This is a genomic window from Bradyrhizobium genomosp. III (genome assembly GCF_000261705.1).
Taxonomy (GTDB): domain Bacteria; phylum Pseudomonadota; class Alphaproteobacteria; order Rhizobiales; family Xanthobacteraceae; genus Bradyrhizobium; species Bradyrhizobium ottawaense.
This window is the reverse complement of the sequence record NZ_AJQF01000434.1, coordinates 1-16,927: the sequence shown is the minus strand read 5'-3', so window position 1 is coordinate 16,927 and position 16,927 is coordinate 1. Positions and strand designations below refer to the sequence as shown.

The 16,927-nt window shown below is 61.3% G+C and carries 14 protein-coding genes; 10 read left to right on the top strand and 4 right to left on the bottom strand.

Annotated features, from left to right (window positions below):
* The first annotated feature begins 5 nt into the window (after window positions 1-5).
* The gene (gene modB / locus IC66_RS0134535) at window positions 6-701 is read left to right on the top strand and encodes a molybdate ABC transporter permease subunit (RefSeq protein WP_028139792.1); all 696 of its coding nucleotides are present in this window, start codon (window positions 6-8) and stop codon (window positions 699-701) included.
* Window positions 702-703: 2 nt separating this feature from the next.
* Window positions 704-1,366: a molybdenum ABC transporter ATP-binding protein gene (modC, locus tag IC66_RS0134530; protein ID WP_028139791.1), complete on the top strand. Its 663-nt coding sequence runs from the start codon at window positions 704-706 to the stop codon at window positions 1,364-1,366.
* Between the two features lie 219 nt (window positions 1,367-1,585).
* Here modC and IC66_RS0134525 read toward each other — a convergent pair whose 3' ends face one another.
* On the bottom strand, window positions 1,586-3,379 hold the full coding sequence (locus IC66_RS0134525; protein WP_028139790.1) for a potassium/proton antiporter: 1,794 nt from the start codon (window positions 3,377-3,379) through the stop codon (window positions 1,586-1,588).
* Between the two features lie 206 nt (window positions 3,380-3,585).
* Between IC66_RS0134525 and IC66_RS0134520 the strand changes: the two genes are divergently transcribed.
* The 6 genes from IC66_RS0134520 to IC66_RS0134495 all read left to right on the top strand — a co-directional run bounded on the left by IC66_RS0134520 (window position 3,586) and on the right by IC66_RS0134495 (window position 10,605).
* Window positions 3,586-4,902, top strand: coding sequence for a mechanosensitive ion channel family protein (locus IC66_RS0134520; protein WP_038950705.1), 1,317 nt, complete (start codon window positions 3,586-3,588; stop codon window positions 4,900-4,902).
* Window positions 4,903-5,087: 185 nt separating this feature from the next.
* Complete coding sequence (gene map, locus IC66_RS0134515; protein WP_028144405.1) at window positions 5,088-5,906, top strand: type I methionyl aminopeptidase; 819 nt, start codon at window positions 5,088-5,090, stop codon at window positions 5,904-5,906.
* A gap of 93 nt (window positions 5,907-5,999) precedes the next feature.
* Window positions 6,000-6,611, top strand: coding sequence for a JAB domain-containing protein (locus IC66_RS0134510; RefSeq protein WP_038950703.1), 612 nt, complete (start codon window positions 6,000-6,002; stop codon window positions 6,609-6,611).
* Between the two features lie 157 nt (window positions 6,612-6,768).
* A complete protein-coding gene (locus IC66_RS0134505; protein ID WP_011090895.1) occupies window positions 6,769-8,010 on the top strand; it encodes a tyrosine-type recombinase/integrase in 1,242 nt (413 codons plus the stop codon).
* The gene (locus IC66_RS0134500; RefSeq protein ID WP_014498593.1) at window positions 8,007-9,350 is read left to right on the top strand and encodes a PDDEXK nuclease domain-containing protein; all 1,344 of its coding nucleotides are present in this window, start codon (window positions 8,007-8,009) and stop codon (window positions 9,348-9,350) included. The genes IC66_RS0134505 and IC66_RS0134500 overlap by 4 nt, the downstream gene beginning before the upstream one ends.
* A 58-nt stretch (window positions 9,351-9,408) precedes the next feature.
* The gene (locus tag IC66_RS0134495) at window positions 9,409-10,605 is read left to right on the top strand and encodes a hypothetical protein (protein ID WP_225163673.1); all 1,197 of its coding nucleotides are present in this window, start codon (window positions 9,409-9,411) and stop codon (window positions 10,603-10,605) included.
* A gap of 90 nt (window positions 10,606-10,695) precedes the next feature.
* Here the strand turns inward: IC66_RS0134495 and IC66_RS0134490 are convergent, their stop codons facing one another.
* The 3 genes from IC66_RS0134490 to IC66_RS0134480 form a co-directional block, all read right to left on the bottom strand.
* Window positions 10,696-13,185 carry an AAA family ATPase gene (locus tag IC66_RS0134490; protein WP_011090898.1) on the bottom strand — a complete coding sequence of 830 codons (2,490 nt, stop codon included), beginning with the start codon at window positions 13,183-13,185 and terminating at the stop codon, window positions 10,696-10,698.
* A complete protein-coding gene (locus IC66_RS0134485; RefSeq protein WP_014498594.1) occupies window positions 13,182-13,406 on the bottom strand; it encodes a hypothetical protein in 225 nt (74 codons plus the stop codon). The genes IC66_RS0134490 and IC66_RS0134485 overlap by 4 nt, the downstream gene beginning before the upstream one ends.
* 89 nt (window positions 13,407-13,495) lie before the next feature.
* The gene (locus IC66_RS0134480) at window positions 13,496-14,272 is read right to left on the bottom strand and encodes a helix-turn-helix domain-containing protein (protein ID WP_014498595.1); all 777 of its coding nucleotides are present in this window, start codon (window positions 14,270-14,272) and stop codon (window positions 13,496-13,498) included.
* Between the two features lie 186 nt (window positions 14,273-14,458).
* Here IC66_RS0134480 and IC66_RS47280 point away from each other — a divergent pair, with 186 nt between their 5' ends.
* Window positions 14,459-15,013 carry a hypothetical protein gene (locus IC66_RS47280; protein ID WP_014498596.1) on the top strand — a complete coding sequence of 185 codons (555 nt, stop codon included), beginning with the start codon at window positions 14,459-14,461 and terminating at the stop codon, window positions 15,011-15,013.
* A gap of 118 nt (window positions 15,014-15,131) precedes the next feature.
* Entirely contained in the window at window positions 15,132-16,919 is a 1,788-nt protein-coding gene (locus IC66_RS0134470) for an ATP-binding protein (RefSeq protein ID WP_014498597.1), read from the top strand.
* The last annotated feature ends 8 nt before the right edge of the window (window positions 16,920-16,927 follow it).

The following is a 16,927-nucleotide window of genomic DNA, read 5'->3' as shown; positions in this document are numbered from 1 at the left end:
ATTTGATGTTCGACATCTCTCCCGCCGAATGGACCGCGATCCTGCTCTCGCTCAGGGTCGCGATCATCGCAACGCTGGTCGCGACGCCATTCGGCGTCGCGCTGGCGTGGCTGCTGGCGCGGCGCGACTTCTGGGGCAAGTCGATGCTCGACGCGGTGGTGCACCTGCCGCTGGTGCTGCCGCCTGTCGTCACCGGCTATCTGCTCTTGCTGACGTTCGGCCGCCGCGGCCTCGTCGGCGGCTTCCTCGCCGAACATCTCGGCATCGTCTTCTCGTTCCGCTGGACCGGCGCGGCGCTGGCCTGCGGCGTGATGTCGTTTCCGCTGCTGGTGCGGCCGATGCGCCTGTCGATCGAGGCGATCGATCGCCGGCTCGAGCAGGCCGCCGAGACGCTCGGCGCCGCGCCCTGGAAAGTGTTCTTCACGGTGACGCTGCCGCTGGCCCTGCCGGGCGTGCTCGCCGGCATGGTGCTCGGCTTTGCCAAGGCGATCGGCGAGTTCGGCGCCACCATCACCTTCGTCTCCAACATTCCCGGCGAGACCCAGACGATTTCCTCGGCGATCTATTCGCTGATCCAGACGCCGGACGGTGACGCCGCGGCCGGCCGGCTCGTGATCGTCTCGATCGTGCTGGCGCTGGGCGCACTGATCGCCGCCGAATGGTTCGCTCGCCGCGCTACGCAGCGCCTGCACGGGAATTGACCATGCTGCGCGTCGATGTCGAAAAACAACTCGGTGAATTCTCGCTCTCCGCATCCTTCACCGGCGAAGGCCGCGTCATCGGCCTGTTCGGCGCCTCGGGCGCCGGCAAGACGTCACTGGTCAACATGATCGCGGGGCTGCTGCGGCCCGACCGCGGCACCATCGTGCTCGACGGCGAAACCGTCGACGACACCGCGGCCGGCATCCATGTCCCGGCCTGGCGCCGCCGCATCGGCTATGTGTTCCAGGATGCGCGGCTGTTCCCGCATCTCAACGTCGCGCAGAATCTCGACTATGGACGGCAGATGAACCGCTTGGCGCCGGATCCGGCGCAGCACAAGCGCGTCATCGACCTGCTCGATATCGGCACCCTGCTCGGCCGCCGCCCTGGAAAGCTCTCCGGCGGTGAGCGCCAGCGCGTCGCGCTCGGACGCGCGCTGCTCTCAAGGCCGCGCCTGCTGCTGCTCGACGAGCCGCTCGGCGCGCTCGACGAGGGCCGCAAGCTCGAGATCCTGCCCTATCTGGTGCGGCTGCGCGACGAGGCCAACGTGCCGATGGTCTATGTCAGCCACGACGCCGCCGAGCTGCGCCAGCTCGCGACGCAGATCGTGATGCTGAAACAGGGGCGGGTCACGAGTTTTGGCGGGGTGAAGGTGCTGGCATGAGGGGCATGCAGCGCTTGTTTGGGCTACGCTGGCGCAACACCCACCGCCGTCGTCCCGGCGAACGCCGGGACCCATACCGCGTGATCTGCCGAAGGATTGTGGTGCAAATACCGGCGAAGAAAGAGTAACTGCGAGCCTTCGCCAAATTCCTCCCTGTGGTTATGGGTCCCGGCGTTCGCCGGGACGACACGGGAGATTGTTGATCCGCCGGCAGCTCGCTTAGACCCCTGCCACCGACGTCCATACCTCCGCGAGCTTCTTTCGCAGCGCCTGTGCGCGCGTCAGCGGCGGTGGCGTCTCGTCTTCTTCCGGCAGGCGCAGGCCGACGACATTGACGCGGCCGCCGGAGATGCTGCGCGCGACCAGAACGATCTCGTCCAGCGGCAGCTCGGCGCCCTCTTTCGGGGCGCGGTCGAGATGGACGTCGAAATAATCGGCCAGCGTCAGCTTGCCCTCGTCCTCGCCGACCTTGACGCCGTAGATCTCGGCGAGTTCGGCCAATGTGTGCTCGCCGGAGACCATGAAGTCGCCGAGCAGATGCGGATCGGGCGCCGAGCCCGGCTGCATGTCGACGAAGAAGCGGTCGAGCGACTCGGCCTTTTCCGGCGGCGCCAGCAAATAGATGTAGTCGCCGGGCGCGATCGGGTCGGCTTCCGTCGGTGTCAAAATGTTCTCGTTGCGGATCACCAGCGTCGGCTTGGACCAGGACGGGATCAGGCCGCGGCGGAAATACAGGCTCTTGGGCCGCACCGGATAGCCGACCAGCTGCTGCTCGAGCTGCCCGGGCAGATCCAGCTCGACACGGCGCGGACCGCGCTCGGCGCGCGGCAGAGCGACATGCAGCTTGCGCGCGGCGGGTGCCAACGTCCAGCCTTGCAGCAACAGCGAGATGATGACGACGACGAAGGCGACGTCGAAATAGAGATAGGCCTTGGACAGGCCGACCAGCATCGGGATCGAGGCCAGGAAGATCGCGACGGCACCGCGCAGGCCGGTCCAGGCGATGAAGATCTTTTCGCGCCAGTTGAAGCGGAACGGCGCCAGGCACACGAATACCGCGATCGGCCGCGCCACCAGCATCAGCACGAAGGCGACCCCGACCGCCGGCAGCACGCTGGCCCCTAACCGGCTCGGCGAGACCAGGAGGCCGAGCAGCACGAACATCACGATCTGCGCCAGCCAGGTCGCCGCATCGAGGAAAGCCACTACCGAATTGTGCGCGCGGGTCGGCCGGTTGCCGATGATGATGCCGGCCAGATAGACCGCGAGGAAGCCGGAGGCGTGCATGATCTGCGAGCCGCCGAAGATCACCAGCGCAGCCGTGGTCACGAACGGCGCGTGCAGGCCCTGCGGCAGCGCGACCTTGTTGAGCGCGATGACGACGAGCCGTCCGCCGAAGACGCCGACCAGGGCGCCCAGCACCGCCTCCTGGATGAACTCCATCGCCACGTGGCTTGCGGAGCTCGATCCCAGCGAGATGTATTCGACCAGCATCAAGGTGAGGAAGATCGCGAAAGGGTCGTTGGTGCCGGATTCGGCCTCCAGCGTCGCGCCGACGCGCGGGCGCAGACGCAGGCCCTGGGTGTGCACCAGCAGGAAGACGGCGGCGGCGTCGGTCGAGGCGACCACGGCGCCGACCAGCAGCGACTCCGTCCAGTTGAGGTCGAGCGCGTATTTAGCGAACGGCGCCGTAATCAGCGCGGTCAGGAGCACGCCGACGGTCGCGAGTACCACGGACGGCGCGAGCACGGTACGGATGCTGGCAAAGCGCGTCCGCAGGCCACCGTCGAACAGGATCAGGGCCAGCGCCACAGAGCCGACCAGATAGGTGGTGCGGACGTCGTCGAACTGGAGCCGGCCGGGGCCGGAATCGCCCGCGAGCATGCCGATCACAAGGAAGACGAGCAGCAAGGGCGCTCCGAAGCGCAGCGCAAGCAGGCTCGACAGGATACCGGCCATCACGAGGACGGAGCCGAGCAATATGGCGATGCTGACGGAGTCGAGAGAGGCCATCCACCTTCCGGTTCAAAACAGCTGGAAGGGCATCCATATCGTCGCGGCCCTGGCACGCCAACCCATTTCTCCCGCTCGCGGCAATCTGCCCGCATTTTACGGCCTTAACGCCCATCACATGCCGGTGTATCGATGGCCCGGCCGCGCCCTTTGTGGGATTCTGCGGCTCCCTCGAATCAATTCCTCCCCGCTTGCCGACGAGACCGATGGACATGGACCTCAAGGACTTCATGGAGTTCGTGCAGACCACCGCGCGCAGCGTCGGGGCGGAAATCTCCTCGCCCTGGTTCTACCTGCAATTCGGTCTCATCCTGGCCGCAGCCGGTATCGCCTATGCCGCGGAGACCGCGATCCGCAACCGGGTCGACATGACCGCGCTGACGATGCGCTGGCCGCTGCCGCTCCGGCACTTCGCCCGGGTGATGCTCTCCAGCGCCTCGACGGCAGTGTTCACTTTGCTCGTGATCGTCTCGCGCGTGGTGATGTACCACGCGACCTGGCCGAGCCGCTCCTATCTGCTGATGGTCGCCGCCAAGCTGGGCTTCGCCTGGCTCGTGATCCGGCTGGTGACCTCTGTGCTGCGCAATGCCTTCATCGTCCGCCTGGTGTCGATCACGGCGTGGCTTCTCGCCGCGCTCTCGATCCTCGGCCAGCTCGATACGACGGTCGACCTGCTCGATTCCTACGCGATCGTGCTCGGTGGTCTCAGGCTGACCCCGCTGCTGGTCCTCAAGGCCGGCGCGCTCCTGCTGATCGCGCTGTGGCTCACCAACATCGCGAGCAATTTTGCCGAGAGCCGGATCAACGCAACCACTGACCTGACGCCGTCGGTGCAGGTGCTGCTGGTCAAGATCATCCGCATCGGGCTTCTTGCCATCGCAATCGTCATTGCGCTCGGCGCGGTCGGCATCGACCTGTCGGCGCTCGCGGTGTTCTCCGGCGCGGTCGGCGTCGGCATCGGTATCGGCCTGCAGAAGATCGTGGCCAACTTCATCTCGGGCATCATCCTGCTCGCCGACAAGTCGGTGAAGCCCGGCGATCTCGTTACCATCGGCGACAATACCGGCCGCATCAGCGCGATGAAGACGCGCTATATTTCCGTCGCCGCCGGCGACGGCCGCGAGTTCCTGGTGCCGAACGAAGATCTGGTGACGCAGAAGGTCGTCAACTGGACCTATACCGACAAGAACACGCTGGTGAAGATCGCCTTCGGCACCAATTACGACGCCGACCCCCGCCTGGTCACCAAACTCGCCGCCGAGACCGCCGCGGCCCATCCGCGCGCGACCAAGGGCAAGCCGCCGAACTCCATCCTGACCGAGTTCGCGGAAGCCGGGATGAAGTTTTCGCTGACCTTCTGGATTGCGGACCCCGACGGCATGGACAACGTCAAGAGCGACGTGATGCTGGCGCTGTGGGACGCTTTCAAGCGCGAGGGCATCCGGGTTCCCTACCCCGTCCGCGAAATCCGCGTCCGCGGCGGCGCGCTGCCGGTGGAAACCACCGTAGAAGTCCCAAATTAGGCCCGCTTTCGGGCGCAAGAGGCGGCAAGATCCTTGTTTTGACGCGTTTTCTTCACACGAACCGGTAGCCACGTCGCTCGAAAACGCGCTCCCTTGGCTTGCACGAAGGCCCGCAATCATTAAATTGGGGCCTGAAATCAAGACTTTCCGCCGATATCGAGCCCACCTCAGAAGATTGCGCCCGCATGAGCTACGTCGAAGCCTCCGATACCTCCCTGCGCAAGACCGGACAGATCAAGCTGCATGGGCCGAGCGCCTTTGCCGGCATGCGCAAGGCGGGCGCGCTGGTGGCGAAGTGCCTCGACGAGCTCACCGACATCGTCGGGCCCGGCGTGCCGACCGAGCGCATCGACGAATTCGTCCGCGACTTCGCCTTCAGCAACAATGCCTATCCGGCGACGCTGATGTATCGCGGCTATCGCTACTCGACCTGCACCTCGCTCAACCACGTGGTCTGCCACGGCATGCCCGGCGACCGTCCGCTGAAGGAAGGCGACATCGTCAACATCGACGTCACCTTCATCGTCGACGGCTGGTATGGCGATTCCAGCCGGATGTATGCGGTCGGCCCGATCGCCCGCAAGGCCGAGCGGCTGATCGAGGTGACCTATGAAGCGATGATGCGCGGCATCGCCGCCGTGAAGCCCGGCGCCACCACCGGCGACATCGGCTACGCCATCCAGAGCTTCGTCGAGCCGCAGGGCATGAGCGTGGTGCGCGATTTCTGCGGCCACGGTCTGGGCCGCATGTTCCACGACGAGCCGAACATCATTCATATCGGCCGGCCCGGCGAAGGCGTGCAGCTCAAGCCTGGCATGTTCTTCACCATCGAGCCGATGATCAATCTCGGCAAGCCGCATGTGAAGATCCTGTCCGACGGCTGGACTGCCGTCACCCGCGACCGCTCGCTGTCGGCACAGTTCGAGCACTCCGTCGGCGTCACCGCTGATGGCGTCGAGATCTTCACCCTGTCGGAGCGGCACGGCGAGAAGCAGATCGGGTGAGCTTTCGGGACGTGCCTGCTGGGCAATTACCGAACGGGCGCCGTCGCAATTGACGGTTGCAAAAACGGAGGTCCCCGGCGATGCTGGCGGCCGATGCCCGCCAAGCCGAACCACGACAAGAGCAAGCTTGAGGACGCGCCGCATTATCTCGGCCATCGCGAGCGGCTGCGCGAGCGCTTCTACAATGCCGGCGCGGATGCGCTGAGCGACTACGAACTCCTGGAGATGGCGCTGTTTCCGGCACTGCCGCGACGCGACACGAAACCTCTGGCCAAGGCGCTGATCAAGTCCTTCGGCTCGTTCGCCGAGGTCGTGCACGCGCCGGTGGCGCGCTTGCGCGAGGTTGACGGCATCGGCGAGGCCGCGATCAACCAGCTCAAGCTGATCGCGGCCGCCGCGAGCCGCGTAACCAAGGGCGAGGTCAACAGCCGCAACGCGCTGTCGTCCTGGAACGAGGTGATCGATTATTGCCGCTCCAGCATGGCTTTTGCCGACAAGGAGCAGTTTCGCCTGCTGTTTCTCGACAAGCGCAACCAGCTCATCGCCGACGAGGTGCAGCAGACCGGCACCGTGGACCACACCCCGGTCTATCCGCGCGAAGTGATCAAGCGCGCGCTGGAATTATCGGCGACCGCCTTGATCCTCGTGCACAACCACCCCACTACCCACCCTATGATCACGTTGGATCACGTTCAATACCGATGAATCATCAACGATATATCCGATTTTTTCTTCATTGCACACAGGGGGCGGCTATGGCAAATTGGGAGCGGTAAGAGGGGTTGAAAGCGGCTTTCCGATCCCAGCAAACGATCCCCGTTTCTCCTCGACCGATCCCAGTTGCGGCACAGGAGGAAACGCCATGCCAAGCCTGACCGACACCGCGATCCGACATGCGTTGAAGCGGGTGGAGCTAAGTCAGAAACAGGAAAATCTCGCCGACGGTGAAGGGCGCGGCACCGGCCGCCTCGTGCTTGTCCTCAAGCCCATGCCGAAGCGCGTCACCGCCGACTGGATGGCGCAGCAATGGCGCGATGGGAAGCGGACCAAGAAGAAGCTCGGGGCTTATCCCTCCATATCGCTCGCCCAGGCACGCGAAATATTCAAACGCGACTTCGCCGACGTCATCCAGAAGGGTCGCAGCATCAAGATCGCTACCGACACGCGCCCCGGCACCGTCGCTGATCTGTTCGAAGGCTATGTCGCCGCGCTCAAGGATGCGAGCAAGCCGTCCTGGAAGGAAACGGAAAAAGGCCTTAACAAGATCGCCGACACGCTCGGACGCAACCGCCTCGCTCGCGAGATCGAGGCCGAGGAAATCATCGAGCTGATCCGCCCGATCTACGAGCGCGGTGCCAAATCAATGGCCGACCATGTGCGCTCCTATCTCCATGCCGCCTTTAGCTGGGGCATGAAGTCTGACAACGACTATCGGCAGCAGTCTTCCAGACGCTTTCGACTCCCTTTCAATCCGGCAACCGGCATTCCTACCGAGCCTAAGATCCAGGGCACGCGCTGGCTTGACGAAGACGAGTTTGTGCAACTCTATCGCTGGCTGGAGAGCCCCGACACGCCGGTCCACCCCTCCTATCCCCGCGCGGTGCAACTCATCATGCTGACAGGGCAGCGCGTCGAGGAGATCGCGCGGTTTCATGTCAATCAATGGGACGCCAGTGAGCGAATCATCGACTGGTCGAAGACCAAGAACCTCCAGCCGCACGCTGTCCCAGTGCCATTGCTTGCCGCCGAGCTGATCGAAAAGATCAAGCCGAACGAGTATGGCTGGTTCTTCCCCTCCGCCAAGGACCCCTCGAAGCCTGTCAGCCACGGCACTCTTTATAGCTTTGTTTGGCGGCAGCGAGATCGCGGCGTGATTCCATATGCGACAAACCGCGATCTCCGGCGCACGTTCAAGACGCTCGCCGGCAAGGCAGGCGTGTCGAAGGAAATCCGCGATCGCCTCCAGAACCACGCGCTACAGGATGTCAGCTCCAAGCACTACGACCGCTGGCACTATATGATCGAGAAACGCGCTGGCATGGCGAAATGGGACAAATTCGTGCGCGCCATGCTGGCGAAGAAGCGACTGAAAGAGGCCGCATGAGCTCGCGGCCGCGAAAGCCCCCTCGCCGCAGCGATGCGCTCGGTTCCGCTGGCGAAGTGGACGCGCAAAGCTACACGGCGTTCGTCGGGGATCTGAAGCAGAAGATCGCGGCGGCACGCCACCGAGCCAGCTTGTCGATCAACCGCGAGCTAGTGACGCTCTACTGGACGATCGGGCGCGACATCCTGGAACGGCAGGAGCGCGAAGGTTGGGGTGCCCGGGTGGTCGACCGTCTGGCTGGCGATCTTCGCCTGGCTTTCCCGGAAATGACCGGTTTATCGCCCCGGAATCTGAAATACATGCGCTCGTTCGCCGAGGCCTGGCCCAACGGCGAATTTGTGCAACAGGTTGTTGCACTATTGCCATGGGGGCATAACGTCCGTTTGCTCGACGCCGTCAAAACGCAGGAAGAGCGCACCTGGTACGCGCGGCAGGCAATTGAACACGGCTGGAGTCGTAACGTTCTTGTCCATCAGATCGAAAGCAAGCTTTTTGCCCGGCAAGGAAGCGCCCTCACCAATTTCTCGCGAACCCTGCCCGCAGAGCAGTCCGAGCTTGCCCAACAAATCCTCAAAGACCCCTACACGTTCGACTTCCTCTCGCTTGGCCCAGACATGCTGGAGCGCGACCTCGAGCGTGGTTTGGTCGAGCATCTGCGTTCACTCATCCTCGAGCTCGGCAAGGGCTTCGCATTCGTCGGCAGCCAATATCACCTCGAAGTCGGCGGGCAGGATTACTACTTGGACCTTCTTTTCTATCATCTGCGTCTTCGCTGCTTCGTGGTGATCGAGCTGAAGATCGAAGACTTCAAACCCGAATTTGCGGGAAAGATGAACTTTTACCTCTCGGCCGTGGACGAGCAATTGCGCCATCCCGACGACAAACCGACCATCGGCATCATCTTGTGCAAAGGGCGCAACGAGGTGATCGTGGAATACGCGTTGCGAGACTCCAGCAAACCGATGGGGGTCGCCCAGTATCAGCTCTCGGCTGCGTTGCCGCCACAACTCGAGGATGCCCTCCCGACGGCCGCGGAGTTCGCGCGAGAATTTCCACTGATGTCCGTGGTCAAGCTACGCATCGAAATCGAGCGCGCGGTACGCGATCTCGCGGACAAGCGAGGCGTCGCTTTCGACCGGCCGACCGGCATCATGAAAATGCTCCGTGATCTGCATCGAAATGGATCGGTGCCAAGTAGCACAGAGCAGATGCTCGACGCCCTCCACACCATGAACGAAGCTACGCATGGCATGGATGTGGACCCGGAGACCGCTGAACGCGCCGTCGAAATCGGCACGATCTTCCTTGGGGAACTCCAGAAACTGAATACAGACGAGTAAGGTGCTTTTCGCGGCAAATCCGACACCGACAAAACCCCAGAAAGCACAGGACAATCTCGTGGAAGACAGCTGGCCGACGTGGCTCAAAATTATGGAGAACGGCGCCGTCGGAGAAGCGCGTACGCGTTCTTTTCTCATCGACCGGTTCTGGGTTCTCGAGCGGAGCGTAGATACCGACGGGGCCGATTTTCTCATACAGCGACGCACCACCACGCAGCGATTTACCGATAGAGTCCCGCCGCGCGTCGGAGTGATACAGGCAAAATATTTTCAGGATCGCCGCACAACGCACTACATTCCCAAAAGCTACGTGGTTGACGACAAAGGAATGCCGCTCGAAGGCTTCTTCGCGCTTCTTCACGTCGGCCGGGAGGACGACGGCGAGATGTACCTGCTGTCGGCCCGGCAAATCGTCAACACGCTATCCATCAGCAGCACCCATTCACCGGAAAGCTACGTCGTCGGCACGACTGCGCTCCAAGGCACTTTTAGAATTAATGCCCGTAAGCTCGCACTCGATCAGATCGAGCATAGCTTGAAGAGCCAGACCTACTACCAGTCGGCCGCCTTCCTGGACAAGCTCAACATTCCCTATCGGCGCTTCAGCGAAGACGACATCGACTTTCCTTGGACACTTCCGCTTCCGAACCCCGTCGGTGAAATCCCGAAGATGTTTGTTGAGCAAAAAGAGGAGCTCAGAAAGATCGTTTTCGACATGGAGGAGGTGTTGGGAGCCATCGACGCGGTCCTTACAGAAAAAGACCCGCGTCGAGCGCTCGAGCTGATGGACGCGCTGCGTTACCATGTCGATGGTTACGGCAAGATCACCTTCGGCGGCCGGGGAGACTTCAACTGGGGCGATTTTCCAGACGCCCTCGACACCCACGACCGCTGGCGCCAAGGCCTCCAGACAGACGGACTGCTAGAGCCTTACATCGCAATGGGCGATAAACTGCAAGTGGCTCTTGTATCCCATACAGCCGCTCATCCGCTAACCGATAAGGGCAGCTTCCTCCAGGCGATCATTGAATATGATCGGGATACGCTCAACGTCATTGAGCTGTCGGTCAAATCGGGCACGGCCGCCGAGAGGGAACCGGAAATCAAGACCCCCGGGCATGTCCGCATGGCAAGCTCGCTCGGCGAGTGGGTCCCACGCAAAATCAAACCGATGGACTACACGATCGAGAACGTCTGGTGGAATGTCATGCGCTACGTCATCGAAGAGCGCTATCCCGACCCACACTTCGACTAGCTTGCGGCAACTCCCTGCACGCGCAACGCCAGGGCCTTCGGCCCTGTTGTTGCTTGATCGCGAGATTGTCGCGTAGCCTCCGTGAGTCGCTTAACGGCGATCTAACCGGCGATAGTATCGCTTCTGTCCGTTACTCGGATCAACGTAGGTAAAGCAGTCCGCGAGACTATCAATGCTCTGCAACACCCCCAGCAAGGCGTAGGCGTTGAAAGGCGTCCCCGCGCCGGTCTCGTAGTGGCTGACGAAATTCCCAACGATCGATGGCACATGATGGTTTTGGAGATCGGCGATCTGCTGAGGCGTCAGCACACACCGATTGGCCGCATGATAAAGCTTCACGGCCTCGCCGATTGCGTCGATGTAGGTCGAAAGCGTCCGCTTGTCACCACGGGTGGCATAGTCCGGTGGAACAGGGATCTCCAACTTGGCGATAATCTGTCCCAGCTTGTATTCGAGATATTGCCGCAGGATCGGCGCACCAATATCGATCTGGCCAGCATTCAGGTGCTGCAACGCCTGCGCCTTGAGACGATCCGCCTCCTGGGCCGATACCATGAGCCGCCCCTTTGGAGGCATGCCTTGGAGCTTCTGGTGATGCCAATCCGCAGTGCCATTGAGCTTGTCGAAGTACTTCTCCAGGCTGGTGTCATGGCTCAGGAAAATGAACTGCAGCCCGTCCGGCACAGCGCCATAGCGTAGCAACGTCCGCACGGCGTCCATCAACGCGAACTGGTGACCAGCGTCAAAGCTCGATGTCACGTCGTCGAGCACCATGAAGCGCGGAACACCGCTGTGCTTGGTCGCGGCCGCGAAGAAAATCGCAGCCGCCACAGCGTTCCGATAGCTTTCCGAGAGTAGAGCCCGGGCACTGAGGTCCTGTAGGCCGAAGAAGTCCGCGAGCTTTAGATCAACGTTTTCGCTGTTCTGCGCGCGGCTCAGGGTCGGCTTCACATCGGGACCGCCTCGCACGAACCGGCCGAACAGATCCTGACAAGCGGTCTGAATCTCGCCAATCCGCTCGTTGGCCAGTTCGGCTTCGGCATCAGCAAAGCTTTGGCCGGCGCGCGTGATGAATGTCTTCCAGCGATTCAGAACCTTGAGCTTGTCCTGTTTCACCTTGAGCACCGGCTCGCCGCTCTCGTATTCCAGCACGGCATCGCGGAACTGCTTTGCGAAGCTGAGGATGCGGGTTACCTGCACCAATGAGGGAGGCAAGCGCGCCTGCAACGCGTCGGCCTCACCTCGCACCCGAGCAAGAGTTTCGCCACGCTGCGTTTCAAGAACCCCGAGGCGCGCCTTGATGATCTCCAGGTCGGAGGTCGCCAAATCCCCCTTCTTGGCGGCCAAATCGAACGCTACGTGCAAGCGATCACCCGTCGCGATCGCCATGGCCGGCGCCTCTTCAAGCTTGCGTAGCTTCGCGATCCCAGGCGCTGTGGCGACATCGTTGATGAGTTCGGCCCCGAGCTGAGCGGCTACATCGTATTTAGCGATCTTGCCTTCCAGCCGCGGCTTTAGAGCATCACTACCTTTCGCCTCGCAAACTGGGCATTGATTCGGGTCGTGCCAATCGGAGCCGGACACCACAGCCAGCGCATCGCGCAAAAGGGCGTGCAATGCTTCCGCGCCGACGCTGCGCACGGCCTCGTCTCTTCTTCCGGCCAACTCGAGCAGCCGATCAACGTCGGCCAATTCCTCTACCGTGACCTCAAGCCCCGCCAGCGACGTGGCGGAGGTCGTTAGCGTGTCCAGCGTCTTTCGCGCTTCGCCGCCTTCCTGTTTCTCGATCGCCAACTCTGCCGCTTCGAAATCGAGATCCATTACCGAGGCCTCGCCGATCAATGGCTTGAGCAAGGCGATGGCGGATAAGGCGGCGGTTACCGCCGCCTTCAGATCGGAGAGTTTATCGACGGCGGCGCTTCCCGCTCCGGCGACCTCGTCATGCGCCGCAATGACACGCCGCTCGATCGCACTCAACGCGCGCGCGCCTGTGGTCACCTCGGCATCAAGCGCGGAGAGGCCCAGATCACTGTTGACGTTCTGCGTTCGCTTGGCGCCGTCCAGAGCCTGACGTAGCCGGGAGTATCGGCTCAGTCCCACGAGCGATGCGAAAGAACGTCCCCGCTCCAAGGCGGAGATATCGATGAGCTTTGCGAACCGATTATAGTCGACGAGGACGAAATCCTCCTGCAGGCTCGCGAGGAACTGCTGCGGGTCGGCATGACCGCTCGGCGAAGTCACTAGGCGCGCACCGTTGGCAGCCCGCACCACCTTGATCGCCACATCTGGCGAGGCGTCATCGCTGGCGAATATCAGATCAACCGTCGCTTGCTGCCCGGGATGGAAGCGATTCACGATATAGCTGTCGCCCTGCTCGGCTTCCTGGAGCGCCTTCAGGCGCGGGACAATGCCGTGGATCGCGAAGCAAACGGCTTCGAATATGGAGCTTTTACCGACGCCGTTCGGCGCATGCACCGAGTTGACGGCGTCAGATTTGAACTTGAGGACGAGCGGGTCACCGTCATTATTGATCCCACGAAAACCCTCGATGGACAGGCTGCCCAGGAAATACCGCGTCATGCCTTGTCCTCGCCCAGAGGGATGGACATGCCATCAAGCGCATCCAGTACCGCCTTATGAAACTCGCCGATTGTTGCCCGGCTTGGCGCGGTGTCACCTCCCGAATCCAGCAGATGCAAATTGTCGAAGAGGATCTTCGCGCATTCGGGATCGATCTGTACAGCCTCGGCCCTAAACAAAGCGAGATTGTCCTCGAAAGTATTTTCCAGCTTAAACTTCATACGCTCCCCCGACTTCCGCCCAATGCACTTCTATTTGATTTCAGTGCGCGCGTGCAATTCTGCGACGATCAAGCGATTGCGTCTCATCATCAGGCTGTCTCTGTTTCGTTGTCGCTCTTGCGAAGCTTCCGCCATGCCGGAAGGATGAACGGCTGCCCATGATCGATCGGCACGCGCATGGTGGTCTCGCCATATTCACCCGGCGGCCCTAGTGCTACGACCTGACGGCTTTGATAGGAGAACGGCTCGTCCGGCGGTGCGACCGTGTAGCGCTCCGGCAATCGCCTCAGAACCGAGGTTCGATAAATCCAGATGTCGTTGCCCTTGAGAAGGACGATGAGCTGTCGCAGGCGCCGGCGAACCGCGATCTCCGTCGCGGGGGGAATGTCGACGAGAATATCTCGCTGCGACCAGGACAAGCCAACGAGGATATCGAAAAGCTCCTGCGCATAGGCTCCAGTTTCCTCATCGAGCGTTGTCTCGATAATGCAGGCCACGTCGTGCGAGCGGGCCGCCTCCGTATAGAGCGCGCCCTCGTCCGCTGTCGCACTGGCGATGTCATAGTCGTTGCGGGGGATGAGCCGGTCCTCATCTTCCATCAGCGCGGAAAGGACTTCCGGCGCACTTACGGTCGGCGTCATTTCCGAAAGCTCGGAGCCAAGGATAATGCGTTCACGATGAACTTGCAGCGCTTTTGCCAACCGTTCAGCCGTTGTCACTGCAATTGGCGCATTCTCATTCTCGATCATACGAAGCATGCGAATGCTGACACCGATTTCACTCGCCATTTCCTTTTGGGTCGACAGCCTTTCAAGCTGCTCCCTCAGGGCTTTCACCGCCTTCCCGTTCGGCACGACCTTCCTCATCTCAACCTCATCCCGTGTATTCGATGACTCAAAATTTACATGAGGGAGCCTGGCAGCGTGAGGCAGCCGACCGGAATCGGAGCGGCACACTGGCGGCAAACCAGCAAACTGGGCAATTCAACGTGCAGTACCCTTGACTAGGCATTTATGACCGGCCATTTATGACCGGTCAAGGAGACCTTTATCATGCTTCGTTACAATCCGGAGAAATTCGCCTCGCTCTCGGAGTCCGACATCGGTCAGCGGATTTGGTCGTTTCTTACGAAGCCCGCCACTATCGCTCGCTTGGAGACGGCCTCGGAGCTCGGAAAGCCTGCCGTCGAGGGCATCGAGGAGCAGCTTCTGGAGGAGTTTCGCGAAGATGTTCTGGTTGACCGCGTCAAGCAGATGGTCGGCCACATGGTCAGGCAGATATTGGAACAGCGCGATTGGGTTCTCGACCAAAGCGACGTGAAGGTTCAGTCGGTGCCCTTCAGCAAGGCGGCACGTTACAGGCGGCCCGATTGGATCACCTTCCATGCCTTCCGCAATACCAAAGACCCGCGCGACGTCGTCATCACCGACCGTCGGCAGAACGCGCCTCTGCCGAAAGACGCTCGCTGGACCTTCTACGCAACCTTTGCCAGCCCCTTGAAGGCGGCGGTTGCGTTCGGCGTCAATGACACCCCCAAACTTCGCCGACAAGTGCAGACCCACGGTTTTCACCGTGTCCACATCCCGCGAATGCTGCGACGCGCCTAATCCAGGAGAAATTGAAGGCATGATGCAGTTCAACGACAGGTGCGACAGAGCGGATACCCATCGCCGAACGCGAGCGGCCATCGCACGCTTTTATTGAGCCATAACGAGACCGCCAGATATGGAAACGTTCAACCTTGATCCCCGTCAACTTGCCCGGATCGAAGCCGTTCATCGCGGGTTCCTCTATCAGCACCTCTATGCCGCCGCGTGTCTGTTTGATGCTGCCCGGGCCGGTGTGACCCATGTCATCGTCGAGAATGATGAAGACGTCGAACTCGTCCAGCCTGACAGACGAATCTACCTACAAGTCAAAACTCGGGCATCTAACCTTATTCTAAGCGACATTGATGGCGCACTCTCAAGGTTCGCGGCTATTAGACAGGAGCACGAGGAAGGTCGACGGAGCGGTTCATGCCAGTTCGTCATAGTATCGAATAGTGCGCCTGGGCCGGAATTTGCCAAGCTTATCACAGGTAAAGAATGGCCGTCCGACACCAGGCTCCATTGGCCGCAATCACCGGCGGTAGACGAAGCCCTTCCCTTGCCGTGGAGGACCATCGCGGATGGTTTCGAGGCGTGCCGAGCGGCTGCCGAAACGCTTCCTTTTTCCGTATTGGCTCCAGAAACCCTCGTCTGGAAAATCGCTGGCCGGATGATGGCAGCAGCGGGTGGGATTGAGCCAAGCTCCAATCACACGTTCACGGTTGAGGAATTACCGGCACTCTTCGAGCAGCTTGTTGTCCAACTCCAAGATTTTCCTGCTCCGCCGCTTCGATATCGTCCGCAGGAACATGAACCAAATCTGGCAAATGGCCAACGCGTGCGGCTCGTCGTCGGCCTCTCCGGTGCAGGAAAGACGTCCTGGGTTTCTCAGACAGCTCTGCATACTTCTGACCGTCTGGCATATTACGATATTGCCGAGATATCCGGCCCTGCGCTGGCCAATGCCGTCGCACGCGAACTTGCAGCTCGCATCTTCGGATCGCGTGGCGGCAAGCTAGGCGAGATCTTGTTACCGGGCGCAAGCGGCACCGAAATCCTGTTTGCGATCGGTCGCCACCTAGCCGAGGACAAACTCACCGCGACTGTGGTGTTGGATAACGCGCATCGCATTGCAGCCGCGGATTTGGTTTCGCTGGTCGGGGCCTCCGATCAGCTGCAGTTTGTGCTTCTCGCCCAGCCCAGCGCAACGATCGCCCGAATCGAGGCAACGCTTGGCGTGAAGGCGGAGTTGCTTCTCGGCTGGTCCAATGAGACGGCCGCGGCCGAGGGAGCGTCGCTCGGATGCCGTGGGGATTTCTCAGACTATGAGCGCTTGTTGAAAATCACTGGTGGGCTGCCGCTCTACGTCCAGAATGCGCTGAAAATTGCGGCTGAAAGCTACGAGGGGGTGGTCACCCGAGTCTGCGCGGCGCTTGAGGACCGCACCCATATTGTCGAGACTGCGCAAGAACTTATTCTGTCAGATGTCTTCGACAGATTTAACGACCCTGAGCGCCGCGCTGTCGCGGCGCTCAGTCTCAGCGACGTCCCACTGACTCAATCCGAAGCCAGTGTCGTATTGAAGCGCGCCTTCGACCTCGAGCCGGAGATCGCGGCCACGGCATTCAGGCGATTGCGAACAAGCGGTACAATCCAGATTTTCGGTGTCGATCGTTTCAAGATTCACGATGCGATGAGACCGCTCGGCCGCACCTACCTGAGTGACGCCGGGGGTGAGCATCTGCAAAATGCACGCGAGGCCATTCGCGACCTCCTTATAAAGGCACTACCCAACGATCACGACCGTCAAAGAGTTTTTCTTCTCCTGAGGATGTTTGTCGCTCTTGGGAACGTGAAGCCTCTCGTTGAGATGGCCACCGACGAGATATTTCACGAACTAGTCATCTGGAACGGAAGTTCGTGACATTAGTT